The organism is Mycobacterium shottsii (assembly GCF_010728525.1).
GTDB lineage: Bacteria > Actinomycetota > Actinomycetes > Mycobacteriales > Mycobacteriaceae > Mycobacterium > Mycobacterium marinum.
Genome location: NZ_AP022572.1, coordinates 4,904,396 through 4,929,973 on the forward strand (window position 1 = coordinate 4,904,396; position 25,578 = coordinate 4,929,973).

The 25,578-nt window shown below is 66.3% G+C and carries 21 protein-coding genes and 4 pseudogenes; 10 read left to right on the top strand and 15 right to left on the bottom strand.

The features are described 5' to 3' along the window. Positions 1 to 4: 4 nt before the first annotated feature. Positions 5 to 352, bottom strand: coding sequence for a ferredoxin (gene fdxA, locus G6N41_RS22660; protein ID WP_198965718.1), 348 nt, complete (start codon positions 350 to 352; stop codon positions 5 to 7). Positions 353 to 536: 184 nt separating this feature from the next. On the opposite strand from fdxA, the gene G6N41_RS22665 reads away from it, so the two are divergent. From G6N41_RS22665 to G6N41_RS22675, 3 genes are all read left to right on the top strand, one after another. Further along, a complete protein-coding gene (locus G6N41_RS22665; protein WP_198965719.1) occupies positions 537 to 1,955 on the top strand; it encodes an MFS transporter in 1,419 nt (472 codons plus the stop codon). Between the two features lie 189 nt (positions 1,956 to 2,144). Beyond that, positions 2,145 to 2,969: a class I SAM-dependent methyltransferase gene (locus G6N41_RS22670; RefSeq protein WP_198965720.1), complete on the top strand. Its 825-nt coding sequence runs from the start codon at positions 2,145 to 2,147 to the stop codon at positions 2,967 to 2,969. Positions 2,970 to 3,098: 129 nt separating this feature from the next. After that, positions 3,099 to 3,992 (top strand): universal stress protein, encoded by an 894-nt coding sequence (locus G6N41_RS22675; RefSeq protein WP_198965721.1) that lies wholly within the window; start codon positions 3,099 to 3,101, stop codon positions 3,990 to 3,992. A 10-nt stretch (positions 3,993 to 4,002) separates the two neighbouring features. Here G6N41_RS22675 and G6N41_RS22680 read toward each other — a convergent pair. The 6 genes and pseudogenes from G6N41_RS22680 to G6N41_RS22705 form a co-directional block, all read right to left on the bottom strand. Next, positions 4,003 to 4,874 (bottom strand): annotated as a pseudogene (locus G6N41_RS22680) (IS5 family transposase). A gap of 46 nt (positions 4,875 to 4,920) precedes the next feature. Further along, complete coding sequence (locus G6N41_RS22685; RefSeq protein WP_198965722.1) at positions 4,921 to 5,715, bottom strand: universal stress protein; 795 nt, start codon at positions 5,713 to 5,715, stop codon at positions 4,921 to 4,923. Between the two features lie 53 nt (positions 5,716 to 5,768). After that, positions 5,769 to 6,947 (bottom strand): site-2 protease family protein, encoded by a 1,179-nt coding sequence (locus G6N41_RS22690; protein ID WP_198965723.1) that lies wholly within the window; start codon positions 6,945 to 6,947, stop codon positions 5,769 to 5,771. Between the two features lie 89 nt (positions 6,948 to 7,036). Continuing rightward, entirely contained in the window at positions 7,037 to 7,717 is a 681-nt protein-coding gene (locus tag G6N41_RS22695; RefSeq protein ID WP_198965724.1) for an SRPBCC family protein, read from the bottom strand. Between the two features lie 57 nt (positions 7,718 to 7,774). Beyond that, positions 7,775 to 9,202 carry a wax ester/triacylglycerol synthase family O-acyltransferase gene (locus tag G6N41_RS22700; protein ID WP_198965725.1) on the bottom strand — a complete coding sequence of 476 codons (1,428 nt, stop codon included), beginning with the start codon at positions 9,200 to 9,202 and terminating at the stop codon, positions 7,775 to 7,777. 15 nt (positions 9,203 to 9,217) lie between these two features. After that, positions 9,218 to 10,470: pseudogene (locus G6N41_RS22705) on the bottom strand (alpha/beta hydrolase family protein). 253 nt (positions 10,471 to 10,723) lie between these two features. On the opposite strand from G6N41_RS22705, the gene G6N41_RS22710 reads away from it, so the two are divergent. Continuing rightward, positions 10,724 to 12,589, top strand: a complete 1,866-nt coding sequence (locus tag G6N41_RS22710; RefSeq protein WP_198965726.1) for an AMP-dependent synthetase/ligase — start codon at positions 10,724 to 10,726, stop codon at positions 12,587 to 12,589. A gap of 64 nt (positions 12,590 to 12,653) precedes the next feature. Continuing rightward, positions 12,654 to 13,778: pseudogene (locus G6N41_RS22715) on the top strand (Rv2629 family ribosome hibernation factor). Between the two features lie 116 nt (positions 13,779 to 13,894). On the opposite strand, the gene G6N41_RS22720 reads toward G6N41_RS22715, so the two are convergent. Genes G6N41_RS22720 through G6N41_RS22730 form a run of 3 tightly spaced genes read right to left on the bottom strand, consistent with a single transcriptional unit; the run spans position 13,895 to position 14,823 of the window. After that, positions 13,895 to 14,443 carry a hypothetical protein gene (locus G6N41_RS22720; protein WP_231608575.1) on the bottom strand — a complete coding sequence of 183 codons (549 nt, stop codon included), beginning with the start codon at positions 14,441 to 14,443 and terminating at the stop codon, positions 13,895 to 13,897. A 10-nt stretch (positions 14,444 to 14,453) separates the two neighbouring features. Further along, positions 14,454 to 14,609, bottom strand: a complete 156-nt coding sequence (locus G6N41_RS22725) for a hypothetical protein (protein ID WP_198965232.1) — start codon at positions 14,607 to 14,609, stop codon at positions 14,454 to 14,456. Next, a complete protein-coding gene (locus tag G6N41_RS22730; protein WP_198965727.1) occupies positions 14,578 to 14,823 on the bottom strand; it encodes a hypothetical protein in 246 nt (81 codons plus the stop codon). The genes G6N41_RS22725 and G6N41_RS22730 overlap by 32 nt, the downstream gene beginning before the upstream one ends. A 67-nt stretch (positions 14,824 to 14,890) precedes the next feature. Here G6N41_RS22730 and G6N41_RS22735 point away from each other — a divergent pair. Then, positions 14,891 to 15,762: pseudogene (locus tag G6N41_RS22735) on the top strand (IS5 family transposase). 107 nt (positions 15,763 to 15,869) lie between these two features. Here the strand turns inward: G6N41_RS22735 and G6N41_RS22740 are convergent. Next, positions 15,870 to 16,085 carry a hypothetical protein gene (locus G6N41_RS22740; RefSeq protein WP_198968076.1) on the bottom strand — a complete coding sequence of 72 codons (216 nt, stop codon included), beginning with the start codon at positions 16,083 to 16,085 and terminating at the stop codon, positions 15,870 to 15,872. Between the two features lie 163 nt (positions 16,086 to 16,248). Between G6N41_RS22740 and G6N41_RS22745 the strand changes: the two genes are divergently transcribed. After that, the gene (locus G6N41_RS22745) at positions 16,249 to 17,559 is read left to right on the top strand and encodes a phosphoribosyltransferase (protein ID WP_198965728.1); all 1,311 of its coding nucleotides are present in this window, start codon (positions 16,249 to 16,251) and stop codon (positions 17,557 to 17,559) included. Positions 17,560 to 17,592: 33 nt separating this feature from the next. Here G6N41_RS22745 and G6N41_RS22750 read toward each other — a convergent pair whose 3' ends face one another. After that, the gene (locus tag G6N41_RS22750) at positions 17,593 to 17,874 is read right to left on the bottom strand and encodes a DUF1876 domain-containing protein (RefSeq protein WP_012393843.1); all 282 of its coding nucleotides are present in this window, start codon (positions 17,872 to 17,874) and stop codon (positions 17,593 to 17,595) included. 100 nt (positions 17,875 to 17,974) lie between these two features. Further along, a complete protein-coding gene (locus G6N41_RS22755; RefSeq protein ID WP_198965729.1) occupies positions 17,975 to 20,032 on the bottom strand; it encodes a PE family protein in 2,058 nt (685 codons plus the stop codon). Between the two features lie 627 nt (positions 20,033 to 20,659). On the opposite strand from G6N41_RS22755, the gene G6N41_RS22760 reads away from it, so the two are divergent. After that, positions 20,660 to 21,163: a nitroreductase/quinone reductase family protein gene (locus G6N41_RS22760; RefSeq protein WP_198965730.1), complete on the top strand. Its 504-nt coding sequence runs from the start codon at positions 20,660 to 20,662 to the stop codon at positions 21,161 to 21,163. 520 nt (positions 21,164 to 21,683) lie between these two features. Then, positions 21,684 to 22,313 carry a phosphotransferase-like protein gene (locus G6N41_RS22770; RefSeq protein WP_198965731.1) on the top strand — a complete coding sequence of 210 codons (630 nt, stop codon included), beginning with the start codon at positions 21,684 to 21,686 and terminating at the stop codon, positions 22,311 to 22,313. 9 nt (positions 22,314 to 22,322) lie between these two features. Here G6N41_RS22770 and G6N41_RS22775 read toward each other — a convergent pair whose 3' ends face one another. Further along, entirely contained in the window at positions 22,323 to 23,960 is a 1,638-nt protein-coding gene (locus G6N41_RS22775) for an acyl-CoA synthetase (RefSeq protein WP_198965732.1), read from the bottom strand. Positions 23,961 to 24,191: 231 nt separating this feature from the next. Here G6N41_RS22775 and G6N41_RS22780 point away from each other — a divergent pair, with 231 nt between their 5' ends. Beyond that, entirely contained in the window at positions 24,192 to 24,848 is a 657-nt protein-coding gene (locus G6N41_RS22780) for a DedA family protein (protein WP_198965733.1), read from the top strand. 10 nt (positions 24,849 to 24,858) lie between these two features. Here the strand turns inward: G6N41_RS22780 and G6N41_RS22785 are convergent, their stop codons facing one another. Continuing rightward, positions 24,859 to 25,464 carry a TetR/AcrR family transcriptional regulator gene (locus G6N41_RS22785; RefSeq protein WP_020728453.1) on the bottom strand — a complete coding sequence of 202 codons (606 nt, stop codon included), beginning with the start codon at positions 25,462 to 25,464 and terminating at the stop codon, positions 24,859 to 24,861. Positions 25,465 to 25,578 lie beyond the last annotated feature (114 nt).

The window sequence follows — 25,578 nt, forward strand, 5'->3', positions numbered from 1 at the left end:
AATCTTAAGCATCTGCGACGTGGGGATGACCCGCCACGAATGGAGTATCAACACCCAGTCGGCCAATCTTGGCAGCCCCGCCCGGCGAACCCAGCGGCCCGTCCCGGCCGGGCAGGGCTTCGGTGAAAAACGCCACGTTGTCGGCGAGATGCGGGTGCAGCTCCTGCGGCAGGTCGTCCTCGTAGTAGATCGCCTCGACCGGACACACGGGCTCGCAGGCGCCACAGTCCACGCATTCGTCGGGGTGGATGTACAGCGAGCGCCCACCCTCGTATATGCAATCGACCGGACACTCCTCCACACAGGCCCGATCCATCACATCGATGCAGGGTTTTCCGATCACAGACGTCATGGTTCCGAAGTTTATCCAACATGCTTTATAAAAAAACATGCTTTATAAAAACTAGCGAGGTGGCAAAAGTTCTGTACGACAACGTACTTGACGTCCGGATCGGCGCAGTGACGGCGCGCGACCTCAACCGCTACGATTAAAAGCCCTGGGCCCAGTCTCCACGACACGGAGCGGAAGGGATTGCATGGGACGCTCACGTCACATCGCGCACTGGGACCCCGAGGATGTCCAGGCGTGGGAAGCCGGCAACAAGGCCATCGCCCGGCGCAATCTCGTCTTCTCCATCGCCACCATGCATGTCGGTTTCTCGATCTGGACCCTTTGGTCGGTAATGGTGCTGTTCATGCCGCAGTCCGTCTACGGCATCTCGGCCGCAGACAAGTTGCTGCTGGGCGCCACCGCGACGCTGGTTGGCGGCTGCGTGCGGATCCCCTACGTGATGGCCACCGCCCGATTCGGTGGCCGCAACTGGGCGACGTTCTCGTCGTTGGTACTGCTGGTGCCCACCGTCGGAGCAATCGTGCTGCTGGCCAACCCCGGACTGCCGCTGTGGCCATACCTGGTCTGTGCCGCCCTGAGCGGCCTGGGCGGCGGCAACTACTCCGCATCCCTGGCCAACGTCGAAGCCTTCTACCCACAACGGCTCAAGGGCGTGGCTCTAGGCCTGACCGGAGGGATCGGCAATCTGGGGGTGGCCGCCATCCAGGCGGTCGGCCTTCTGGTGCTGGCGACCGCCGGCCATGAAGCTCCATATTGGGTGTGCGCCGTCTACCTGGTGCTGATCGCCATCGCCGGCCTCGGCGCAGCCCTGTTCATGGATAACTTGACCCACGTGATCGAGGTCGGGCATGTGCGATCCGTTCTCGCGGTGCCCGACACCTGGGGCGTCTCGTTTCTCTACATGTGCGCCTCCGGCTCGTTCATCGGCTTCGCCTTCGTCTTCGGTCAGGTGCTGCAGTTCAACCTGCTGGCCGGCGGACAGAGCACCGCACAGGCGTCGCTGCACGCCGCCGAGATCGCCTTCGTCGGCCCGCTGCTGGGGTCGCTGGCGCGCATAGTCGGCGGCAAATTGGGCGACCGCTTCGGTGGCGGCCGCGTCACCCTGGGGGTCTTCGTCGCCATGATCCTCAGTGCCGCACTGCTGGTCGCAGTCAGCACACACGCCGACCACAGCCGCGGCGCCGGCGGGCGCATGACAGCTGCGACGCTGATCGGCTATGTGAGCGGCTTCATCGCGTTGTTCATCTTCTGCGGGATGGGCAAGGGAACCGTGTTCAAGCTGATCCCGTCGATTTTTGCGGAGCGTAGTCAGCACCTGGACATCAGCGATATGCAACGCCGCCAATGGGCACGCATCATGTCGGGGGCACTGATCGGGTTCGCCGGCTCGGTGGGCGCACTGGGCGGCGTTGGGATCAACCTGGCGCTGCGCCAGTCATATGTGCACAGCGGCACCGAGACGCCGGCCTTCTGGGCGTTCCTGGTGTGTTACCTCTGCGCGGCCGCGCTGACCTGGGCACGGTACGTGCGCCCACGCAGCCCGGTTGCCACGGCGCCCCGCAAACCCAACGAGGATCCGCAGCTCTCCGGTGCTGCTGCCTAGGCGCACGGTGGACACCTCGGCATGCATACTGGACCCGACCTGCAGGTCTTGATCCGCGCTATCCGGGATCGGCCGGCCGAGTAACAAGGAGGGCATCATCGACCCGTATTCCGCCTCCGCGCTCTGGCATTGCACCGCCCATCCACGGCGCCCGCTGGTTGTGGGCCTACCGACCCGACCCACCGCCTGATGGCCGGCACTCAGGGCGAATCCGGACAGCCCCTCCCGCTGTCGAATCGCAGCGACGACCATCTGCAGGGGCACTGGCTGCTGGCGCGGCTGGGCAAACGGGTACTGCGCCCCGGCGGTGTCGAACTCACCCGCACCCTGCTGGCCCGCGCCGACGTCAACCATGCCGACGTGCTCGAACTGGCGCCCGGCCTGGGCCGCACCGCGAGCGAGATCCTGGCCCGCCATCCTCGGTCCTACGTCGGAGCCGAAGCCGATCCCGATGCGGCGAACCTGGTGCGCACAATTGTGGCCGGGCACGGTGACGTGCGAGTCGCCGACGCGGCCGACACCGGATTGCCGGACTCCAGCGCTGATGTCGTCATCGGCGAGGCGATGCTGACCATGCAGGGCGATGCGGCCAAACACGCGATCGTCGCCGAGGCGGCGCGGGTGCTTCGCCCCCACGGGCGCTACGCCATCCACGAGCTGGCGCTGACGCCCGACGACGTGCCCGAAGAAATCAGCACCGAGGTCCGCCAGGCGCTGGCCCGGTCCATCAAAGTCAACGCCCGGCCGTTGACGGTGGCCGAATGGTCCCAGCTACTGGCCGGACACGGGCTGGTCGTCAGCCACGTGGCAACCGCGCCGATGGCGCTGTTGCAGCCACGGCGGATCATCGCCGATGAGGGCCTGTTAGGGGCCCTGCGTTTTGCCAAGAACCTGCTCACCCAGCCGGCCGCGCGCAAACGAGTACTGATGATGCGCAGCACATTCCACAAACACCGGGACCGTATGGCGGCGGTAGCCATCGTGGCCTACAAGCCCTCGGCATCGGGCAGTTGACGGCCGTAGCGCCGGCCCCCCGTGCGAGTGACAAACCGCTCTGACCGTGGTGACCGTTCGTCGCTAGAGTCGTGGATAGCGGCCCGCCAATTCGGCCGAGCCGGCTGACCCGCCAACAAAGGACACGCCATGTCCTCCCAGAACCAACGATTGGGAATCATCGTCGGTATCGACGATTCACCGGCCGCGAAGGTAGCCATCCAGTGGGCAACGCGTGAAGCTGAGCTGCGAAAAGCCCCGCTGACGCTCGTTCACGCGATCTCTCCCGACGTCGCGACGTGGTTGAACAAGCCATTGCCGCCCGGCCTGGCCCGCTGGCAGCGCGATCACGGCCACCAACTGGTCGAGGACGCGCTCAAGGTCATCGAGGAGGCCGCCGAGCGCGGCGGTCCCGCGGGGCTGGGTAGCGAAATCGTGCCTTCCGCCGCCGTTCCCGCCTTGGTCGACATGTCCAAGGACGCGGAGATGGTGGTAACCGGTTGCCACGGCAGCGGGCGCTGGCCGGGCCGGCCGCTGGGCTCAGTCAGTTCCGGGCTGCTGCGCTACGCGCACTGTCCGGTGGCCATCGTCCACGACGAGGACGCCTCGGCGCCGGATCGCGCCGCGGCGCCGGTGCTCGTGGGCATCGACGGCTCCCGGGCATCGGAATTCGCCACCGGCTTGGCCTTCGATGAGGCATCGCGCCGCCATACCGGGCTGGTGGCGGCGCATTCCTGGAGTGACGTCAATGTCTCGGATTGGCCGGGAATCGATTGGCCGGCAACGCAGTCGATGGCAGAACAGGTATTGGCCGAGCGCTTGGCGGGATGGCAAGAGCAATATCCCGATGTGAGCGTCAGCCGCGTCGTCGCGCGTGATCAGCCGGCCCGCCAGCTCGTGCAGCTGTCCGGCGAAGCCCAGCTGGTCGTCGTCGGTAGCCGCGGACGCGGTGGATTCGCCGGAATGGTGGTGGGTTCGGTGGCCGAATCCGTTGCCCAACTGGCCCGCGTGCCGGTGATCGTGGCGCGCGAGTCGCCGGCCTAGGTCCTGTCTGCTAATTGCGGACGCGGTGGTAGGTGATGATGGCGGCCAGGGTGACACCGCCGAGGTAGGTCAGGGCGTATTTGTCGTAGCAGGTGGCGACCGCGCGCCAGTGTTTGAGCCGGTTGAAGCTTCGCTCGACGGTGTTGCGGTGCTTGTAGATTCGGCCTGAGAACCCCGGAGGCCGTCCTCTGTTGCGGCCTTTGGCTTTGCGGCGGGTGATCTGGTCGCTGCGCTCGGGGATGGTATGGGCGATCTTGAGCCGGCGCAGCTGTGCCCGCGTCGAGTCATGGGAGTACGCCTTGTCCGCCAGCAGGTGAAACGGGGCGTATGAGTTGCTGCACCGGGCGGCCAGCAATGGCCAAAGCATCGGATTATCACCGGCTTGACCGGCCGACAGTGCCAGGGTGACCGGACTGCACAGCTGGTCGGTCAAGGCGTGGATCTTGGTAGTCAGCCCGCCGCGGGAACGCCCAATGGCGTGGTCATCGGGCTCATCGAGATATTTCTTGTAATTCGACAGATCCCCCTGTGCGGCGCCCGGGGCGCTCCGGCTGCGTGTTGGTGGGCGCGCACACTGGTCGAATCGACCGACAACAGTGCGCCCAGGTCGGCGTCCTCGGCGTCGAGGTCAGAGGCGATCGCCGCGAAGATCCGCGCGTAGATGCCATCGACCGACCAGCGTAGATGCCTCTCGGCCACCGATTGCCAGGGACCGAAGTGCTCGGGCAGGTCACACCACGGAGATCACGTACGGTAACGCCAGATAATGCCCTCCAGAGTACGTCGATGATCGTTCCACGGCCGGCCACGCCGCCGCCCCGCAGGCAACACCGCCACGATCAGCGACCACAAATCATCAGAAATCGCATGCGTCCGCATCACCCAAACAGCATCAGCCAAAACACCATTCACATTAAGCAGACACGCCCTAGCCGCGGACCACGAGCACCGAGCACTCGGCGTGCCGAAAGATCGGGTGCCCGGATGGCCCCACCAGCCGCGCAACCTGATCGTCCTCGTCGGCGCCGACCACCGCCAACTGAACCCGCTCATCGTGATCGGCCAGAAATCGTGCGGTGCCCGCCTGGGTGGTGATCGGATAGACGTGCACATCGGCATGGTGCTGGCCCCATTGCTGTACGCGACGTTCAAATTCCCCGTCCGCGGCGTCGGTGAGCTCCTCGGGACGCCCACCGAGTGCGAGGATCGGTGCTTGGCGCAGTTTCGCCTCGTGGGCGGCGTATTCGAGCACAGCGTCGTTGTCGGGCGCGTCGGTCACCCGCACCACGATCCAGTTGATGTCCGGCGGCGGCTGATCAGAGTTCGAACGGATGACCGCCACCGGGCAGTGCGCCTTTTCGGCGAGCTCGGTGGCCGTCGACCCCAGAATGGCTCGCGCGTAGCGGCCGATCCCCACTGAGCCCACGCAGACCAGCTCCGCATCGCGAGACGCCTCGACGAGCACGGCACCCGCCGGCCCGCGCGGGGTGTCGGTCTCCACTTTGACCGGCGCTGCGGTGGCTTCGATCGCGGATTGCGCTGCGCGCAGCGATGTCTCGGCATGCGCGAGATCATGCTCGTATCCTTCGGGGGACGAATGAGCCGTCTTGAGCACCGATATCAGCCGCAACGGCACGCCTGCGCTGACCGCCTCCGCGGTGGCCCACAGCACTGCCGTGATACCCGCCGGTGAACCATCGATGCCAACGATGACCGGTTTCATGTCATTGCCCCTCTCCGGCGCTGCTCACGTTCGGTAATCCACCAGATGGCCAATCAACCCGCGTTGGAATACTTTTCGCGCTGATCAGCGGGGTCCGCCGTGGCCCCCGGCCCGGCAAGCCGGTAGACGTTGATCAGCCGTGCGATGTCGCTGGCGGCGACGATGCCGACCACCGCACCGCCGTCGAGGACGAGCGCGCGGCTACCCCGGCCCGCCGGAGCCATCCGCTCGAGCAGCGTCGTCAGCGGCTCCTGCGGCGTTGCGGTGGGCACCTCATGCAGGGGTAGGGCGATTTCCCGGACCGTTGTGCTGCCCCGCCGCTCGGGCGCCAGCTCGCGCAGCTGCCGCAGGGTGACCAGACCCGTGATCGATCCATCCCGCTCGGTGACCGGGTAGGCCGAGTGCCGGTCGCCAAGCACGTAGCGCGCAATGAACTCGTCGACATCGATCCAGCCGGGAGCGGTATGTGGATGCGCGGTCATCGCGTCCGCGACCCGCAGGCCGGCAAAGAGCTGCTGAGTCGAGATCCGGGTTTCCTCCTCGCGGGCGGCGGCGAAAATGAACCAGCCGATGAAGGCCAACCACACGCCGCCGACCAGGCCGCCGGCCACAAACTCCGCCAACCCCAAGATGATCAAGATCAGCGCGACCACCCGTCCGGCCCGCGCCGCACCGATTCCGGCGCGCACGATATCGCCGTGGCGGCGCCACAGGTAGGCCCGCACCAGCCGACCTCCGTCCAGCGGCGCCCCCGGCAGCAGATTGAACAGGCCCAGCATCAAATTGACCGCGACCAGCCACCAGACGACGCTGACCACCAGATCCGGCGTTCGCACCATCGCCAGGGCGACGGCCACCGCGGTGAACATCGCGGACAGGGCAAGGCTGGTGGCTGGGCCCGCGAATGCGATCCGAAAAGCCGCCTTTGGAGTTTTGGCTTCCCAGCCCAGGGTGGTCACTCCCCCGAACAGCCAGAGCGTGACGTTTCCCACGGGTACCCCGGCCCGCCGCGCCGCGATGGCGTGCGCGAGCTCGTGGGCCAACAACGAGGCCATCAGCACCAGTGCCCCGCACCCGCCGGCTATCCAATAGACCACCGCGCCATAGCCTTTGGCCGTTTCCGGCAATGTTGTGGCCAGACTCCAGGTGAATAGCCAAAGAATGACCAGGACGCTCCAGTGAACCTTCACCGCAAAGCCGGCGATTCGTCCCAATGGGATCTCGTCGCTCACCGCGCTACCTCCAACCTGGCGGATTGCCCCGCAACGCTCACCAACGCGATCCACCTACTCCCGAACGTAGGGCGAGCCGGCGGACTGCGCTAGGGCCGTTCGGCCTTCCGATCGCCGGCCGGCTGCGGCTGGGCAGGGGCCAGACGTTCAACTCGGTGCTTGATTCCCAGCAGCAGACCCCGGGTGCCCAGCGAGATCAGCGGCCTGGCCAGCTCCAGGGCAAAGATCTCCCCCGGGTGGCGCAGGGCGATCCTGGCGCGCGTCAGCAGACGTACCCGATCTTCCCAGTGCGGCTGAACGTGAAATGACCAGACCGCGTTCCAGCGTTGGTCCGGCTGGGTCGCGTTGAGCACCAGGTACTTTTCGGGCTCGATCGCAGGGACACGCAACGTCAGTCCGTCCGGCAATCCCAGCCACCCCGGCGGAGCCAGTCGAACCACATCGCCTACCGCAAGGTGTTGCCATTCCGGATGGATGCGATCAGCGTCGTGGTAGCCAAGGCCGGCAAGGTTTTTCAGTCGCTCGCCGCCGTACCAGCCACCCCGGTCCTGCCCCATCTGCAGTAGCCAGGGCCACACGGCCGACACGGGCGCGTCGATGCACAACGCCTCGGTGGTCTGAGTCGCCGGATCCCCCACCAAACTGTCACCGGGCAACAGCATCTGAGCCTCTTGCTTGGTCGCGCCCCAGTTGCGGTAGTAGCGTCGCGCGGCGTAAAGCAGCGCCAACGAGGCTGTGGCTTCAGCAATCCGTTTCGTCGTCGTGCCCATATCCCCAGTCTGCGAGCACGGCATGCTCATTGACCAGGGCCAATGGTCCCCCATGTGCTAGCCGATGTGCCCCGACAGTCGGGGTGGCACGCCCACACCAGATTCCAGCTCGGTCAGGCATTCCTCGGTCAGCGGGATGAGGGTGTCGATATCGGTCATCACCTCGCGGCCCGCGACGTAGCCGAACCCGATCCGGTCAGCGTAGGAACACGTGGTGACGTTGAGCGCCTGACCGTCGTAGACGGTCGACACCGGATACATCTCGTCGACGTGTGCTCCGTTCCAATACCTTTCGGCGCGTGGGCCCCCAACGTGGGAAATCGGAAGGTTGTATCCGGTGCGGATTTTCGGGGTGAACGGCAGCAGCGGAAAGATAACGGTGGCAGCGATGCTGGCCGCCGTGGTGAGCAACGATGCCGCCGATCCCCGCGCGCTCACCCAGTGCTTGCCCTCCGACATCGACCGGTGAATCAGATCCAGGCGCCGGTGCGGATCTGGCAGATCGGTGCCCAAGGGGCACAACCAAAGACCGAACATGTTGGCGTGCTCGTCGGGTGCCGAAGGATGCTCGCGATCACGCACGGTGATCGGGCAGATGGCGACCAGGGAGTAATCGGGCAGTTCGCAATGGGCGAGCAACCAGCGGCGCAGCGCGCCGGCGATCACCGCGGTGACCACGTCGTTGGCCGTGACATCGGCCGCCCGTTGTATCGCCTCGATCCGGTGCCGCGACCAACTGCCCGCCGCGACGGCACGCTGAGCGCCCAAGCGGCCGTTGAACCGCGTGTAGGGCGCGGTGAATGGCAGCACCGTCGTGTGCCCGATCAAGCTATCCCAGACCGTGGATGCCTGCCCGGTGACGACGTGATTGATCAGCCCGATGCCCGATGCCGCGGCACCGGCCAGCGAACGCAGCGGCGCAGAAAGGCGCGCCAGCAGCCCGGTCGAGGTCGACGACGGCGGGTGGTCAAGGTGGCGGTCGGCATAGAAGGGGGGCATCGACCGGCATTCGGGATCGGTGCTCAGCGCCTCGGCGATCATTTGAAAACCCGCCACACCATCGACGACGGTGTGATGCACCTTGATGTAGAACGCGAACCGGCCATCCGCGAGACCATCGATCAGATACGACATCCACATCGGGCGGGACAGTTCGAGGCGCTGCGCGTCCAGCTCGGCGATCAGCCGCCAGAACGCGTCTCGGCCGGCATCGACGCTGCGCCGCTGGCAGTGGTATCCGATGTCGACGGCTTGCGCATCTCTCCAGACCCAGACGCCCCCGGTGTCCACGCCACGATGTGGGTATCGGCGCAGCCTCGGATCTATCGGTTCACCACCAGCCAGTGTTTCGCGGTGAAGCTGGTCGACGTAGTCGGCCCCGGAACCGGGTGGCGGTGACAGGATCAGCAGCGCACCGACATGCATCGGGTTGGATACCAACTCCGCGGTCAACATCAATGCGTCCAGCGGATCCAGCGGATGCATCTGGTTCCTCCGCAACTAGGCAGGGCGGTCGCGCTGCTCCGAGGGATCGTCGAGCAGGCCCGACTGCTGCAGCGCATCCTCGACGAACTGCTGCACCGGCCGAGATCGGAAGAACCCGGTATGTCCGCCCGGATACCAGACGATGTCGGGCTTGCCCCAGTGTTCCCAAAGCCGGGCTACCTGCCGCCGCGGATGCACCAGCTGGTCGGCGACGCCGGCATAGATGAAGCGCCCGGCCCTGGGCACCAGCGGGGTCAGGGCGAGCGGCGAGATCATGTGGCCGATGGGTTCGGCCAGCGCCACCGTCTCGCGGCGGGGGTCATCGCGACCAAAACCCGAGTGGCGGCCCAGCAAATCGACCAGATCCGCGACCGGCACACCGAGGATCGCGCAGGTCAGGTCGTCTTCCAGGCTGGCCACCAAGGACGCGATGTAGCCGCCGAGCGACAGACCGTTGATTCCGATCAGCGATTCGGGCTCCTGCATCCGGATCCAGGAGATCAGCCGACGGATGTCCCACACGGCCTGAGCGGTGGCATGGACGTTGTCGAGAACATCTTCGCCCGGATATACCGCGCCCTTGGGCAGGTCACGCGCCCGGGGACCGTGCATCGGCAGCACCGGCATGACGATGTTTAGGCCCAACTCGCGATGCAGCTTCCAGGACCGGAACAGCGCCAGATCGAGCGGGGCGCGGCCCATCTCGGTGCCGTGTACGCAGACCAGCCAGGGGCGCGGTTCCCGGTGGCGCAGCAACAGCGCGTACTCCCGATTGTTCGCGGTGCACCCCAGCCACCGTTGGCCACCCGGCTCACCCGGCAGCGGGGTGTACCCGCTGTCGAAGAACATCCGGTAGAAGGAGCGTTTGCGCCCCTTGACCTTGCGGACCGTGACCTCGGAGGGGGCAGGGGGTCGGCGAAGAATGTCCGCGGGCGCTGCAGCCAGCCCTGATCGCCGTAGAACTGCAGGGCCAGCGCCACTTCGTCATCGATTCGCTCGAACACGTGTGGATCGCTGACCGGGCGACGCGCCTTGAGCCCCATCAGCACGATTTCGTCCCGAAACGCCTGGGCCGCCAGGGCGATGGTGGGCCGGGCGATCGGGAGCCCGTCGGAGTCTTGATCGAGGTAGTCGCGCCACGACTCGGCGAAGTAGCGGCCGGTGTGCACGAAGGGTGTGACCACGCTGCCCAAGCCCCCGAGGCCAAGCGGGTTGACCTGCCGGGCCCCTGGGCTCACCTGTGCGTCATCGCCGGCCGGTTTCGCCATGGCGCCAAAGCTAACAGGTCGCCCAAAACGCCGGTTAGGGTCTTACGTCCCGAGCAGGTCACGGGCCCCAAGGACACCAAAGGACAATTGCCAATCGCCTGGATGACTTTGGGCCCTACCCCGGCCCAGGCAACCGCAGAAGCATCGAAAGTGTCATCTAGCGACAGAAGAGATGCGTTATGCACTGCTTGCCAGGCCCACTAGAGATCCAGCTCGTCGTCGATGTTTGCACTGGTGAGAGGTGGTTTGCGTGATGCATCCCACGTTGGCCCACGAGCGGCCCGACATCGCCAAGATCGACCACCGGCCACCATCGGTGGCGCGGATGTTCCTAGACCGCGTGGCCGCCTCCCCGAGCGCCGAAGCGTTCCGCTATCCCCACGGTGACGACTGGGAGAGCGTCACCTGGGAGCAGGTTGGCGAGCGGGTAGGCCGCTTGGCGGCCGGCCTGATCTCGTTGGGCATCGCCCCGCAGGATCGGGTCGCGCTGGCATCGTCGACCCGGTACGAGTGGGTGCTCGTCGATTTCGCCGTGATGTGCGCCGGGGCGGCGACAACCACGGTGTATCCGACGACCATCGCCGCCGACGTCGCCTACATCGTGGCGAACTCTGGAAGTCGAGTCGTGGTCGCCGAGGACCAGACCCAGGTCGACAAGCTGGTCGAACACCGCGCAGAGCTGCCCGAGGTGGCCAGGGTGGTGGTGATCGACGGCGAGGGTGATGGCAGCTGGGTGATCACGCTCGCCGAACTCGAACAACTGGGCAAGCAGCTGCTTGCCGACTCCCCCGCCGCCGTGGACCAGCGGGTCGCCGCGATCGGCCCCGACCAGCTCGCCAGCCTCATCTACACCTCCGGAACCACCGGACGGCCCAAGGGTGTGCGGTTGACCCACGGGGCTTGGACATACACCGCCTCGGCGATCGATGCCCTCAACGTGCTCGGCCCGGCCGACCTGAACTTTCTGTGGCTGCCGCTGGCCCACGCATTCGGCAAGGTGATGCTTTCGCTGCCGCTGCTCATCGGGTTCCCCACCGCGATCGACGGGCGGGTCGACCGGATCGTCGACAATCTGGCGGAGCTGCATCCCACCGTCATGCAGGCGGCACCGCGCATCTTCGAAAAGGCTCACGCCCGGATCGAGCAGATGGTCGCCGAGCAGGGCGGGCTCAAGAAAGCGGTGTTCGACTGGTCGATCGGTGTGGGATTGAAAGTCTCGGCCTCCCGGCAAGCGGGCCGCCAGCCTTCACTGCTGTCCAGGCTGGCCTACCAGCTGGCCGACCGGTTGGTGTTCTCCACCATTCGCGAGCGCTTCGGCGGCCGGATCCGCTTCTTCGTCTCGGCGGCCGCCGCACTGGACCGCAACGTCGCGCAGTGGTTCGACGCGATCGGTATCACCGTGCTCGAAGGCTACAGGCTGACCGAGACCGCCGCGGCGTCTTTTATCAACCGCCCCAACGCCTATCGGTTCGGCACGGTCGGCTGGCCGTTTCCCGCTACCGAGGCACAGATCGCCACGGATGGCGAGATCCTGCTGCGGGGGCCTGGCTTGATGACGTCCTACCACGACTTGCCCGAGGCCACCGAGGAGGCGCTCGACCACGAGGGGTGGTTTCACACCGGCGACATCGGGGAGATCGACGCCGACGGCTACCTGCGGATCACCGACCGCAAGAAGGACATGTTCAAGATCTCACAAGGTAAGTACGTCGCACCTGCCGCAATCCAGGTGAGGTTCAAAGGTCTGTGCCCCTACGTCGGCGAGCTGATCGTCGTCGGTGAAGCCAAGCCCTATTGCGTGGCCCTGGTCAGTCTGGACAGTGAAGCGATCACCGAGTGGGCCGCGGGGCATGGATTGGCCGGCAAGTCCTTCGCGGAGCTAACCCGCGACCCCAAGACACGCGAGTTGATCGCGGGCTACATCGACACACTCAACGCCGAGCTCAACCGGTGGGAGCAGATCAAGAAATTCGCCGTCCTCGACCGCGAGCTGTCCATCGAATCCGGTGACCTGACGCCGAGCATGAAGCTGCGCCGCAAGGTGGTTCTGGACAAGTCCGCCGACGAGATCTCGGCTCTCTACCAGCAACCAACGGGCCCGGCACCCAAGACCGGCTGAGCTCGCGCGCCGACGAGACAGCAAGTATCACAACAACATAAACGACACAGCGGAGAAGTTTGGTATGCAATCAGATCGCCTCCATTGGCTAACAACTGCGACTGGTCCATTCGCCTCGGTGTATTTCGATGATTCACACAACACCGCCGATGCCGCCGAGCGGCTGGAAGCGACATGGCGCGACATCCGGCGTCACCTCGACGGTCTGAAGGCCGACGATCAGCTCATCGGCCGGCTCGAAGAGGCGGTGTGCCACCACCGCCCTGCCGTCGGGCGGCGGGGCCGGGCGGTGGTGGCGACCAGCGACAAGGTGCTGGTCAACGAACAGCTCATCAGCCCACCGCCGGTAACCGTGGTGCGGCTGTCCGAGTAACCGTACCTGGTGCCGCTGATCGACCGCGAGATTCGGCGACCGACCTACGTGTTCGCGGCGGTGGATCACGCCGGCGCCGACGTCCGGTTGTATCGCGGTGACACGTTCAGCTGCACCAGCATCGACGGCGGCGGCCACCCCATCCACAAACCGGCCACGGCCGGCTGGAAGGGCTATGGCGACTTTCAGCACACCGCCGAGGAGGCCGCCCGGATGAACTACCGTGCCGTCGCCGACCACCTCACCCAACTGGTGGACGAGGCCGACCCCGAGGTGGTGTTCGTCTCCGGTGAGATCCGATCCCGCTCCGACCTGGTTGCGGCACTGCCGCACCGGGCGGCCCAGCGGGTGTGGCAATTGCATGGCGGGGCACGCAACAGCAGCATTGGTGAGGACGAGATCAACGAGCTCACCCTTGCCGAGTTCGCTCGCCGGCGCGACACCGAAATGGCCGAGGTGACACAGCGGTTCGAAGCGGAGCTGGGGCGGCGTTCGGGGCTGGCCACCGAAGGACTGTCAGCGGTCTGCGCGGCCCTGCGCAACGGCGAGGTCGACACCCTGATCGTCGGTGAGCTGCGCGATGCCACGGTGGTAACCGGGGCCGCACTCACCACGATCACACCCAACGCCGACGTGCTGTCCGAGCTCGGCCAGCCCGCGGTGCGGATTGCCCGTGCCGATGAAGCCTTGCCATTCAGCGCGATCGCGGCCGACGCCTCGCTGGTTCGAGCCGATGGTCAGATGGCGCCCGCCGACGGGGTGGGCGCGCTGCTGCGATATCCGGCAAGCGACAGATTGGCCAGCCAGAGTTCGTAAAGCCTGACGGGCGATGTCGCGGGCGTAACGCCGTGGCGAACTCCGTGATGCATCGAGTCAAGATGCCTGCGAAACCTGGTTCATGCATCAGGTAAGGAATGCCCGCGAAATCGGGGTCAGGTGGTGGTCTTGCTTTTGATGCGGATGCCGGCTTTGAGGGCGGGTAGAGCGGCGGGTATGGCGGCGGGGTAGAGCTGTTCGGTCTTGTCTTTGGCGAGTCTGAGCAGGGCGGCTTGCAGGTCGGCGATCTGGTGGGCGATCGCGGCGGGGTTGAGGCTGTTGCGGTAGGTGAGCAGCTCTGTTTGTTGGGCCGCTGAGAGGACTCCGGCGGCCAGCAGCCGGTCCAGGGGGGTCTGGGGCTTGTCGTAGAGCCGGCGGCGGTGACCGTCGCGGCTGCAGCCGTAGCTGATGGGTTTGATGGTGGGGGTCAGGTAGTTGAGCCGGTCGTTGACCAGGTGCCACAGCCGGTTGAGCACGGCGCGTTCTTCGTCGGTGTCGTAGCGGTAGTAGAACCCGTAGCGACGCACGAGGTGGTTGTTTTTGGACTCGATGGTGGCCTGGTCGTTCTTCTTGTAGGGTCGTGAGCGGGTGAAGAAGATCTCCATGTCCGCGGCCCACTTGATGACCGCCTTATTGAGGAATTCGGTGCCGTTGTCGAAGTCCAAACCCGTTACCTTATAGGGATTTTAGTAATTCCGGTTTTGAGGGCGCCCAGGATGTGGGGTGGGCGTTGTTGCGCACCGTGCGGGTGAACACCCAGCCGATGTGCATGTCGGTGAGGTTGACCGTGCGGGCGAACTCACCTTTCAGTGTCGGGCCGCAGTGCGCCACGGTGTCGCCTTCGAAGAACCCGGAGATTCTTCGGCCTCATCGCCTGCTTTGCAGATGGTGATCGAGGACCGCAGCAGCGGGAGGGTTTCGTCGTCGACACACCCGAGATCTGGTCGCGGGCCTTGGCGCCGCGCAGGTAGCGGTCGATCGTGGCGCTGCTCATCGCCAACAGCTCGGCACGCACCGCCGGGCCGTAACGGTCACGGCCGTCCACCAGTTCGCCGTGGCGTTCTAGGGCGTGTCTGCTTAATGTGAATGGTGTTTTGGCTGATGCTGTTTGGGTGATGCGGACGCATGCGATTTCTGATGATTTGTGGTCGCTGATCGTGGCGGTGTTGCCTGCGGGGCGGCGGCGTGGCCGGCCGTGGAACGATCATCGACATACTCTGGAGGGCATTATCTGGCGTTACCGTACGGGATCTCCGTGGTGTGACCTGCCCGAGCACTTCGGTCCCTGGCAATCGGTGGCCGAGAGGCATCTACGCTGGTCGGTCGATGGCATCTACGCGCGGATCTTCGCGGCGATCGCCTCTGACCTCGACGCCGAGGACGCCGACCTGGGCGCACTGTTGTCGGTCGATTCGACCAGTGTGCGCGCCCACCGACACGCAGCCGGAGCGCGCCCGGGCGCCGCACAGGGGATCTGTCGAATTACAAGAAATATCTCGATGAGCCCGATGACCACGCCATTGGGCGTTCCCGCGGCGGGCTGACTACCAAGATCCACGCCTTGACCGACCAGCTGTGCAGTCCGGTCACCCTGGCACTGTCGGCCGGTCAAGCCGGTGATAATCCGATGCTTTGGCCATTGCTGGCCGCCCGGTGCAGCAACTCATACGCCCCGTTTCGCCTGCTGGCGGACAAGGCGTACTCCTATGACTCGACGCGGGCACAGCTGCGCCGGCTCAAGATCGCCCATACCATCCCCGAGCGCAGCGACCAGATCACCCGCCGCAAAGCCAAAGGCCGCAACAGAGGACGGCCTCCGGGGTTCTCAGGCCGAATCTACAAGCACCGCAACACCGTCGAGCGAAGCTTCAACCGGCTCAAACACTGGCGCGCGGTCGCCACCCGCTACGACAAATACGCCCTGACCTACCTCGGCGGTGCCACCCTGGCCGCCATCATCACCTACCACCGCGTCCGCAATTAGCAGACAGGACCTAGAGCATCCAACTGAAGTGCCATGGAAGCGGCCAGGTACCGGCCGCACTGCCCGCCTGAGGCCGCCCACACCTTCTGCAACACCTTGAGCGCATCCTAGGAGTACTTCGGATTGCGTTGCCGGCGAATCCGTTTGGCGACCTGCCGACCCGCTCCCGGCGGCGCGGCCGCCGCCCTCAACCGCCGCCGGGCGTTGTCACGCGACCAGCCGGTGACCGCCACCACCTGATCCAGAATCTGCCCCTTGCCCGCCTTCGGCGCCCCCACATACGCCCTGGCGAACTTCGCGGTGATCTCGGCCCGAGACGACATCGACAGCCCACTTCCCATGCCTGCCAAGGATCGACCGTTTCGCGGGCATTTTTACGTGATGCACCGAGGGCGCTTCACGGGCATTTTTCGTGATGCTTGCCGAACTCTGGCGTGATATTCGGCCCTGGCGTTACGCTCGCGTTGGTTGAAGGACACCCGAGGTATGAGGCAGTTCAGCGATCGCATCGACGCCGGCCGCAAGTTGAGCCGCCGGCTGGAATTCCTACGTGGTCAAGACATTGTGGTGCTGGGTCTGCCGCGTGGCGGTGTCCCGGTGGCCTTCGAGGTAGCCAAAGCCTTACACGCGCCACTTGATGTGCTGCTGGTGCGCAAGCTCGGTGTGCCGTTGCATTCCGAGGTCGCCTTCGGGGCCATCGGCGAGGGCGGTGTGCAGGTGATCAACAGTGCCGTGGTGCACGAGGCTGGGCTCGGCGAACAGGAGATGGCCGCGGTCGAGACCGCGCAGTGGGCCGAGTTGCAGCGCCGGGTGCAGCGCTACCGTGGCGATCGCCATCCGATCCCGCTGCGGGGGCGGATCGCGGTGATCGTCGATGATGGCGTCGCGACCGGGGCCACCGCCGCGGCCACTTGCCAGGTCGCGCGCGCTCAGGGCGCCAGCCGGGTCATCCTGGCCGTTCCCATCGGTGCTACCGATACCGCACCTCGATTCACTGAATACGCCGACGAGGTGGTGTGCCTGGAAACGCCCACGCCCTACTTTGCCGTCGGACAGGGATACGACAACTTCACCCAGACCTCCGATCAGGAGGTGGTGACGCTACTGGATCGGGCCCGTAGCGAATTCGGTGCGGGCCATCAGCCGGCAGATCCTGCGCGGCGAGACGATGAGGTTCGGGTGTTGGCGGGCCCGGTCTCGGTGATCGGGCACCTGACCATTCCCGACCGCCCCACCGGCATCGTCGTCTTCGCCCACGGCAGCGGCAGCAGCCGCCACAGCCCGCGCAATCGCTACGTGGCCGAGGTACTCAACCAGGCCGGCCTGGCGACTCTGCTGCTGGATTTGCTGACGCCCGAGGAAGAACGTAACCGCGCCAACGTGTTTGACATCGGATTAATCGCCCGGCGATTGGTCGACGTCACCGGGTGGCTGGCGGTACAACCGGACACCGCGGCGCTGCCGGTGGGATTCTTCGGGGCCAGCACTGGCGCCGGCGCGGCTCTGATCGCGGCCGCGCATCCCGGCGTCAAGGTGCAGGCGGTGGTGTCCCGCGGGGGGCGGCCCGATCTCGCGGGCGACGCGTTGCGCGAAGTGCACGCTCCCACGCTGTTGATAGTCGGTGGTAGTGACGAGGCCGTCCTGGAGTTGAACCGGCAAGCGCAAGCGGCGATCCCGGCGCCGTGTGAGCTGGTTGTGGTTCCCGGTGCCACTCATCTCTTCGAAGAACCTGGCGCCCTCGAGCAAGTAGCGACACTGGCGCGTGATTGGTTCCTCGGCCACCTGCACCATCACTAGCCAGCGCTAGCACCCGCTGCGATAGCCAGCGATTCAGTGGTGGAGGCCGGAAACCGGCTCGTGCGTGCTGGCTTGGATGTCGGCCGACGTCGCCGCAAACAGCTGATTGGCCAAGTCGGATAACGCTCGGGCGATCGCGAGTTCATCGCCGATCTGAGCCACCGGCTCATCGGCCGGGTCAAGCCTGGCCAAGCCAATACCAACCAGCGTCTGGTCGCCCCAGACCAGTCGCGCCTTTGCCCGGGTGCGCTCGTCGCGCTCTTCGATCAGCACATCCACGTGGCAGGACTTGGCGTTGGTGGTGTTTCCTGTCATCGCCGTCTCCTTTGTCTTGCAGACACATTCGATGCCACCACCACCGAACCCGCCGGCAGTAGGGGCGAAAGTCACGAGACGCCGGGATGCCCAGCGACCATCACGGAACAATCTCTCCGGTCTGGCCGCTGCTGCCGGGCACCCCGAGAAGGCCGTCGAGACCGGTGTCGCCGCCCGTACCACCGGCCGCACCGCCGGCACCGCCCTGACCACCCAGTGCCAAGTCACCACCGGCGCCGCCGGTACCACCGGTCTGGGACGTGCCGCCGTTGCCACCACTGCCGCCGGCACCGCCCTGACCACCCAGTGCCAAGTCACCACCGGCGCCGCCGGTACCACCGGTCTGGGACGTGCCGCCGTTGCCACCACTGCCGCCGGCACCGCCCTGGCCGCCCTGCCCGCCGGTACCGCCGGCGCCGGTAGCGCCGGTCGAACCAGCCCACCCGATCACGCCGCCGGCGCCACCGCTGCCGCCGGTAGTGCCGCCGGCGCCGCCGTCGCCACCGGTTCCGCCATCGCCACCGAGCACGCCATTGGCACCGATGCCACCGGTCGTCGTTCCCGAAGTGGTGGTGGCCGCGCCGCCGATACCGCCGTCCCCACCGGCCCCGCCGATGCCTCCGATTCCCCCGACGCCGCCAATACCGCCGGCGCCTCCGTTGCCCCCGATCCCGATGAACCCGGCCGCGCCGCCGGTGCCGCCGGCACCTCCAGCACCACCGGTCCCGCCGTTGCCACCGAGCCCTCCGACGCCTCCGACAGCGCCGTCACCTCCGGTACCGCCCGCATAGCCGGCCGCTCCGGTGCCGCCGGTGCCCCCGGCGCCGCCGTTGCCGATGAACATCCCGCCACGCCCGCCGTTGCCGCCGGCACCGCCGGTGTCGCCATTACCGCCGGTTGCCCCTTGCAGCGTGCTACCAGCACCACCGATCCCGCCCATACCGCCGGTGCCCGAGTTACCGTCGGTCGACTCGCCGAGCCCACCCGCACCGCCGGTGCCGCCGATTTCGTCGCCCGTGCCGGCGTCACCGGGATTCCCGTTGTCTCCCGTTACGTTGCCGTTGTTGCTTTGGTCAGCGCCGGCGCTACCGGTACCGGCTGTGGCACCCGGGGTCGGATTAGTCCCGTCTGTCCCCGGCAGACCGGTGCCGCCCTGGCCACCGGCACCACCCGAGCCGAACCAGTTCGCGTTTCCGCCGTTGCCGCCCTGGCCGGGCAAACCGCCGAGGATGCCGGTCATGGCGGCTCCGCCTTGCCCGCCGTTACCGCCGTCACCCAGTAGCGTTCCGCCGGCACCGCCGTCGCCACCGGCCGCCCCGACCCCTCCGGTACCGCCGACACCGCCGCCGCCGAGGAAGCTGCCGGCACCGCCCGCGCCGCCGACGGCACCGTCGCCACCATCGCCACCGAACCCGCCGTTGCCGAAGAAGCCACCGGTGCCACCGGTGCCACCCATACCCCCGTCACCACCCATGTTCGAGGCCCCGCCCGCGCCCCCGGTCCCGCCGTTGCCCAAGAATCCGGCAGCCCCGCCGGTACCGCCGACCAACCCGGTGGCGCCAACCCCGCCCACTCCGCCTGCCCCGCCGTTGCCCAGCAGCAGCCCGCCCCGTCCGCCCAGGCCGCCGGCGGCGCCCTCGCCACCGGTACCCCCGGTGCCGCCATTGCCGAATAGTCCTGCCGCGCCGCCCGTCCCGCCGACCTGACCCACCGCACCCGAGCCGCCATTGCCCCCATTGCCAAGCAGGATCCCGCCGTCGCCTCCGGCAGCGCCGGTGCCATCGGCACCGTTGGCGCCATTGCCGATCAAGGGGCGCCCCAATAGGGCCTGTGCGGGGGCGTTCACCACACCCATCAGTTGATCCAGCGGCGAGGCATTCGCGGCCTCGGCGGCCGTGTAGGCGCCGGCGCCGGCCGAAAGTGTTTGGAGGAAGCGCTCGTGAAACGCGGCGGCCTGAGCGCTCAGGCTCTGGTAGCCCTGGGCGTAGGACCCGAACAGCGCCGCGACGGCCGCCGATATTTCATCACCCGCGGCTGCCACGACGGTCGTTGTCGGCAGCGCCGCAGCGGCATTGGCCGTTGTGAGCACCGATCCGAGGTTCGCCAGATCCGAGACCGCGGCCGTGACCGCGTCCGGAACAGCAATCACAAACGACATCTGCCAACCTCCCATACAGGACAAGCGATGATCGAGCGCTGGGCAGCATCAAATCCTATCCCCGTCGCGAATAACACAATGGATATTCGCCCAACAGCGTGCGCGCGTCGGAGAAATTCGGTTGCCCCGCAAGCCCTTCTCCAACGCCCGACCGGACCAAACACGCCGCGCTCCAGCTATCGCCGCACCCACGATCCGGCGCAATTGGCAGTCGCGACAAACTGAAATCCCCTGTACCGCAGATTGTTAATGGCGCATACCGGAGAAATCCGTCCCGGCCGACCGTCGAAATCCAATAGATTCCGTTTTCGATACCAAAACCTAATCCCCGCACCGAGCTTGGCCGAACTCCCAACTCGTCAAATCCCGATGAGACAATCGAAATCCTGTTCGACGCGAGGTCGGGTTGATGCCACCGCCTTCGGCCCAAAGCCATCGCAGCTGGCAAAAGCCCTGTGCCGCAACGCCCCCCCACCGTGGGCTGTCAATCCACGTCGAGCGACCGAACGCTCCGGCCACACGGCGCGGTCAGGCCGAAGGCCGCGGCCGGCTCGACCACACACGACCGGTCAATATGTCGTGCCCATTTGCACGCGCTCAGCTCGATTCCAGTGAGACCCTTGACCCATGCCTCATGAAGGACCGAACCAGCTGTATGGCCTCTACCTGAGCATGCTGCGCCGCATAGGCCACTACCGATGGTTCGCGGCGATCTTCAAGCGCGTCGGCACGCCGGTAGACCGGGCGCTGATACGCCTGAGCCGGGGCCGGCTCTCCATGGGTGGTTCCGAGATGCCGACGATGCTGCTTACCACGACAGGCAGGCGCACCGGCAAAGAGCGAACGGTTCCGCTGCACTACGTGTGGGATGGCTCGAACGTGGTCGCCGTGTGTGAGAACTTCGGCTTGGATAAGGCCTCGAGTTGGCCGTACAACCTGCTCGCTGACCCGAAGGCCCGCATCGAGATTGACGGCGCTGCTGCTGACTATCTGTCGCGACCCGCCACGGCGCAAGAGGTGGACCGCAACATGCCGAGGCTGATCGCGCTGTGGCCTGCACATGACACCTATGTCAAGCGCACCGGTACCCGCAAAGTGTTCGTCTTCGAGCCCGTGAATGCGCGGCGCTGACGGGCTGAGGGGCTGAGGGGCTGAGGCCAAAGCGGCTACCCGTCGCCGCCCGGGGTGCCCGGCGCGCCGATGTCGCCCTGCAGTCCGGAACTGCCGTCCGGCGAGCCGCCGGCACCTCCGTCGCCGCCGTTGCCGCCGAGCGCGAAGTTGCCGCCGGTGCCAGCGGTGCTGGCGCCGTTCCCACTGGCTGCGCCGCCGCTCCCGCCGTTGCCACCCGCACCGCCTTGACCGCCCTGACCGCCCGTGCCGCCGACCCCGGTGCCACCGGCAGCCCCCGCCCAACATATCGGGCACTCGGTGGCTACCGATCCTAGGCCGCGGGCAACTACCGGACAGGCATTCTGGAAAAGGTCGTATCCAAATCATCACAAGCCTGACCACCGCGCGAAATCCGTCTTTGCACTCATTCGGAAACTAAAGCGCAGGCACGCCCGCCACCCGCGCTATTAGCGATTCTCCCAGCAAATCTGGCTCGCAAACGGACCCAACGCGTGAGCAGCTGCGATAGCCTCATGCCGCTATGACAGAAATAGCAAAGGGCAAGCTCATCTTCCTTAACGGCGGATCCAGCGCGGGAAAAACTTCGCTCGCGCTGGCATTCCAGGATTTGGCGGCCGAATGCTGGATGCACCTGGGTATCGACGTGTTTTGGAAGGCGCTGCCGCCCAAGCAACTTGACCTCGCGCGAGTGTGGCCGCAGTACTACACCTGGGAAAGCGTGGTCGAGGCCGACGGGCTGGACTGGTTCACCGTGCACCCGGGGCCCATCCTGGACCAGGCCATGCATGCGCGCTACCACGCAATCAGGGCCTACCTGGACAACGGCATGAATGTCGTCGCCGATGACGTGATCTGGAAACGGGAGTGGCTCATCGATGCACTCCAGATTTTCGAAGGCGTTCAGGTCTGGATGGTCGGGGTTCACGTCTCCGATGAAGAAGGCGCCCGCCGGGAAGAAGAGCGCGGCGACCGCTATGCGGGATGGAACCGCGGCAGCGCGCGCGCTGCCCACCGCGATGCCGAGTACGACTTCGAGCTGGATACCACCGCGAGCCCGGTTCGGGAGTTGGCGCGCGAACTCTACGAGACCTACCAAGCCTGCCCGCAACCCACGGCTTTCGACCGATTGCGCAAGCGCTTCCTGCCCTGAGCCGCAGCCTCAATCTTGCGGGGCGACGGTGGCTTTGGCCCACCGGTAATCCGGCTTGCCGGCCGGTGAACGTTCCACCTTGGGGCAGAAGACAATCTCCTTCGGCAGCTTGTAGCGGGCGATGTGTCGCGCGGCCTCCCCGATGATGCTGTCGGGGTCTGGGTCCGCCCCCTCGGCCAGCTGCACGATCGCGACGACTTCGTGTCCCCAGCGCGGGCTGGGACGCCCCGTCACCACGACGTCATAGACGGCAGGATGCTCGGCGATCGCGGCCTCCACCTCCTCGACAAAGATCTTCTCGCCACCGGAATTGATGGTGACCGAATCCCGGCCCAGTAACTCGATCGTGCCGTCGGCGTCCCAGCGCGCCCGGTCGCCGGGAACCGAATGCCGGATTCCTTCGATGACGGGAAAGGTCCGCGCGGTCTTGGCTTTGTCACCGAGGTAGCCCAGCGGTATCACGCCCTGCTGGGCAAGCCAGCCGATCTCGCTGTCCCCCGGCGTGAGGATTCTGGTCAAATCCTCGCTGACCACCACCGCACCCGGGATCGGGTCGAAGCGTCCGCTTGCGGGAAGCACCCGACTGGATACCTGGACCATTTGTGATCCCGATTCCGATGACCCGCCCGCGTCCAGGATCGTCAGCTGCGGCAACAGATCGACGAAGCGCTGCTTGACCCCGGCGCTGAGCGCGGCTCCACCCGAAATGAGCACCGACAGGGCGGACAGGTCGTAGTCGCCGGACTCGAGTTCGTCGAGCAATGGCCGGCCGAAGGCGTCGCCGACAATCGATAGCGACATCACCCGTTCCCGAGCCGCCATCGCCCACGCCGCGGCTGGATCGAAGCGGGTGGCCATTTGCGGCATGACAAACGGCCGGCCGCCGCACAGGCTGATGAACGCCGCCCATTGCGCAGCGCCGGGCATGAGCGGCGCGACCGTCATCGAGCCCGGCCCTCCTTGCCGGGATCGCTCGACGATGTCGTCGAGCCCGGTCACCAGCTCGCCGGTGCCGAACGTTCGTCCCCCCATCGAGTTCATGTAGATGTCGTGCTGACGCCACAGCACCGCCTTCGGCATCCCGGTGGTGCCGCCGGTGCAGAGCATGTACAGGTCGTCCGGCGACAACTCGACGTCCAGCGGCTCGTCGGATACCGACACCAGTAGCTCCCCATAGCGCACCGCGCCGGGCAGCGGATCATTTCCGGACTCGTCGTCCACGTGGATCAGCTGCGGTTCACCGCCGGCCTTCTCCAACGTCTCGGCCAACGTCGGACCGAACCGAGCGTGGTAGATGACCGCATCCGCGCCGGCATTGCGCAGCAAGTACGCGAGTTCGTCAGCAACGTAGCGATAGTTGATGTTGAACGGGGCGACCCGCGCCTGATACGCGCCGATCATCCCTTCGAGGAACTCGTTGCAGTTGGTCATATACAGGCCGAGGTGACTTTGACCCGACTCGTAGGGCGCCAATTGCGACCGTTCCCGGCTGGCGCCGAAACCCCACTGGTGCAGCGCCCGAGCCAAGCGGCGGGCACGCCGTTCGGTTTGAGTGAAGGTGAATCGCCGATCCCCGTAGACGATGCAGTCTCGGTCCGGGTTGGCAGCGGCCACCGCCGAGAATACCTGGGCGATGTTGTATTCCACCGGCTCTCCTGAGCTCGTTCAAGCCAACGTCTGGGCCACTAGCAACGCTATAACGCCGACCCCGATCTGCATGGCGAGTTGCGGCTGAACTTGGCGCCAGTTGCGCGAATTCGCCGAACCACCGGCGAGTCGGCCGGAATTTGCTGGTCGCGACCGAGGCGCGGACGCGCCGATACATTGCTCGGCTGCGTTTCGGACGCACATCTCGCGTCCGTCAGGCATCCTTTAGCCATGGATGTGGAAGCCCTGCTGCACACAATTCCGCCACTAGCGGTCTACATCCTGGTCGGCGCCGTCGTCGGGGTCGAGAGCCTGGGCATTCCCCTTCCCGGGGAGATCGTGTTGGTCAGCGCCGCCCTGCTGTCATCGCATCACGAGTTGGCCGTGAATCCGGTCGGGGTCGGAGCGGCCGCCGTGATCGGCGCGGTGATCGGCGACTCGATCGGTTACACGATCGGACGCCGGTTCGGCATGCCGCTGTTCGACCGGCTCGGCCGGCGTTTTCCCAAGCACTTCGGCCCGGGGCACGTCGCGCTCGCCGAACGATTGTTCAGTCGCTGGGGCTCTCGGGCGGTCTTCCTCGGTCGTTTTATCGCGCTGCTACGGATCCTGGCCGGCCCGCTGGCCGGTGCCCTGAAGATGCACTACCCGCGGTTTCTGACCGCCAACGTGTGCGGGGCAATCTGCTGGGCGGGCGGCACCACCGCGCTGGTGTACTACGCAGGCATGGCGGCCGAACACTGGCTGCAGCGGTTCTCCTGGGTCGGTCTGGTGATCGCCGTCGTGGGCGGCATCATCGCGGCGATCCTGCTGCGCGAACGCACCGCCCGGGCAATCGCCGAATTGGAGGAAGAACACCACCGCAAGGCGCAGATCGCCGGGGCTTGACCTGGCCTGACTAGCAGGCCGCCGCACCGGCCGCGCGGTGCTGTTCGATGAGCACCTGGGCCATGCGCTGGGCGCGGCGGGCCGAATCCGGGTCACCCACCGCCGCCAAGATAATGGCGCCCTTCATCAGGATGTGCCAGGACCAGGCAAAATCCTCGACATCGTGCAGCCCTGCGGCCACCGCTCGTTCACGCACGATGCCGCGGACGTGGTCGATGTGGCCGATGCACGCCCGCCCGGCGGGGTGATCGGCCCCCAGTTCGAGCAACACGTTGATGAATGAGCAGCCTTCGTAGCCGTCGCGGCTTTGGAACCACTCGTGCAGGACGTCGAAGATCGCCAGCAACTGTTCCTCGGGCGTGTTGCCGCGCGCCCGTGACTTCTGCTCGATCAGACCGAAAGTCCAGAGTTCTTCGCGACGCTGCAGCACCGCCAGCACCAGGTCGTCCTTCGTGGCGAAGTGCCGATAGAGCGTGGCTCTGGCCACCCCGGCACGTTCGATTACCTCATCGGTGCCGACGGCCCGGATGCCGCGCCGACTGAACAGATCGTATGCGGCCCCCAAAATGCGCTCGCGAGCCGACACAGCCGGCGTGGTGGCCTCCGGGATTGCCATAGCGAGGATTAACCATACTCTCAGGCGGAAGAGGTAGACAGACCGCCCTGTCTTGTTATAGAAATGAGATTCGAGCGACGAAAGTCTGTCTTCAGACGCGCAGGACGGGCATCT

Coding starts and splice junctions, on each gene's coding strand:
- G6N41_RS22760 (WP_198965730.1), top strand. CDS start 20,660: ATGCCTCATGAAGGACCGAACCAGCTGTATGGCCTCTACCTGAGCATG.
- G6N41_RS22755 (WP_198965729.1), bottom strand. CDS start 20,032: ATGTCGTTTGTGATTGCTGTTCCGGACGCGGTCACGGCCGCGGTCTCG.
- G6N41_RS22670 (WP_198965720.1), top strand. CDS start 2,145: ATGGCCGGCACTCAGGGCGAATCCGGACAGCCCCTCCCGCTGTCGAAT.
- G6N41_RS22750 (WP_012393843.1), bottom strand. CDS start 17,874: ATGACAGGAAACACCACCAACGCCAAGTCCTGCCACGTGGATGTGCTG.
- G6N41_RS22675 (WP_198965721.1), top strand. CDS start 3,099: ATGTCCTCCCAGAACCAACGATTGGGAATCATCGTCGGTATCGACGAT.
- G6N41_RS22685 (WP_198965722.1), bottom strand. CDS start 5,715: ATGAAACCGGTCATCGTTGGCATCGATGGTTCACCGGCGGGTATCACG.
- fdxA (WP_198965718.1), bottom strand. CDS start 352: ATGACGTCTGTGATCGGAAAACCCTGCATCGATGTGATGGATCGGGCC.
- G6N41_RS22770 (WP_198965731.1), top strand. CDS start 21,684: ATGACAGAAATAGCAAAGGGCAAGCTCATCTTCCTTAACGGCGGATCC.
- G6N41_RS22785 (WP_020728453.1), bottom strand. CDS start 25,464: ATGGCAATCCCGGAGGCCACCACGCCGGCTGTGTCGGCTCGCGAGCGC.
- G6N41_RS22780 (WP_198965733.1), top strand. CDS start 24,192: ATGGATGTGGAAGCCCTGCTGCACACAATTCCGCCACTAGCGGTCTAC.
- G6N41_RS22665 (WP_198965719.1), top strand. CDS start 537: ATGGGACGCTCACGTCACATCGCGCACTGGGACCCCGAGGATGTCCAG.
- G6N41_RS22710 (WP_198965726.1), top strand. CDS start 10,724: ATGCATCCCACGTTGGCCCACGAGCGGCCCGACATCGCCAAGATCGAC.
- G6N41_RS22745 (WP_198965728.1), top strand. CDS start 16,249: ATGAGGCAGTTCAGCGATCGCATCGACGCCGGCCGCAAGTTGAGCCGC.
- G6N41_RS22700 (WP_198965725.1), bottom strand. CDS start 9,202: ATGCATCCGCTGGATCCGCTGGACGCATTGATGTTGACCGCGGAGTTG.
- G6N41_RS22740 (WP_198968076.1), bottom strand. CDS start 16,085: ATGTCGTCTCGGGCCGAGATCACCGCGAAGTTCGCCAGGGCGTATGTG.
- G6N41_RS22695 (WP_198965724.1), bottom strand. CDS start 7,717: ATGGGCACGACGACGAAACGGATTGCTGAAGCCACAGCCTCGTTGGCG.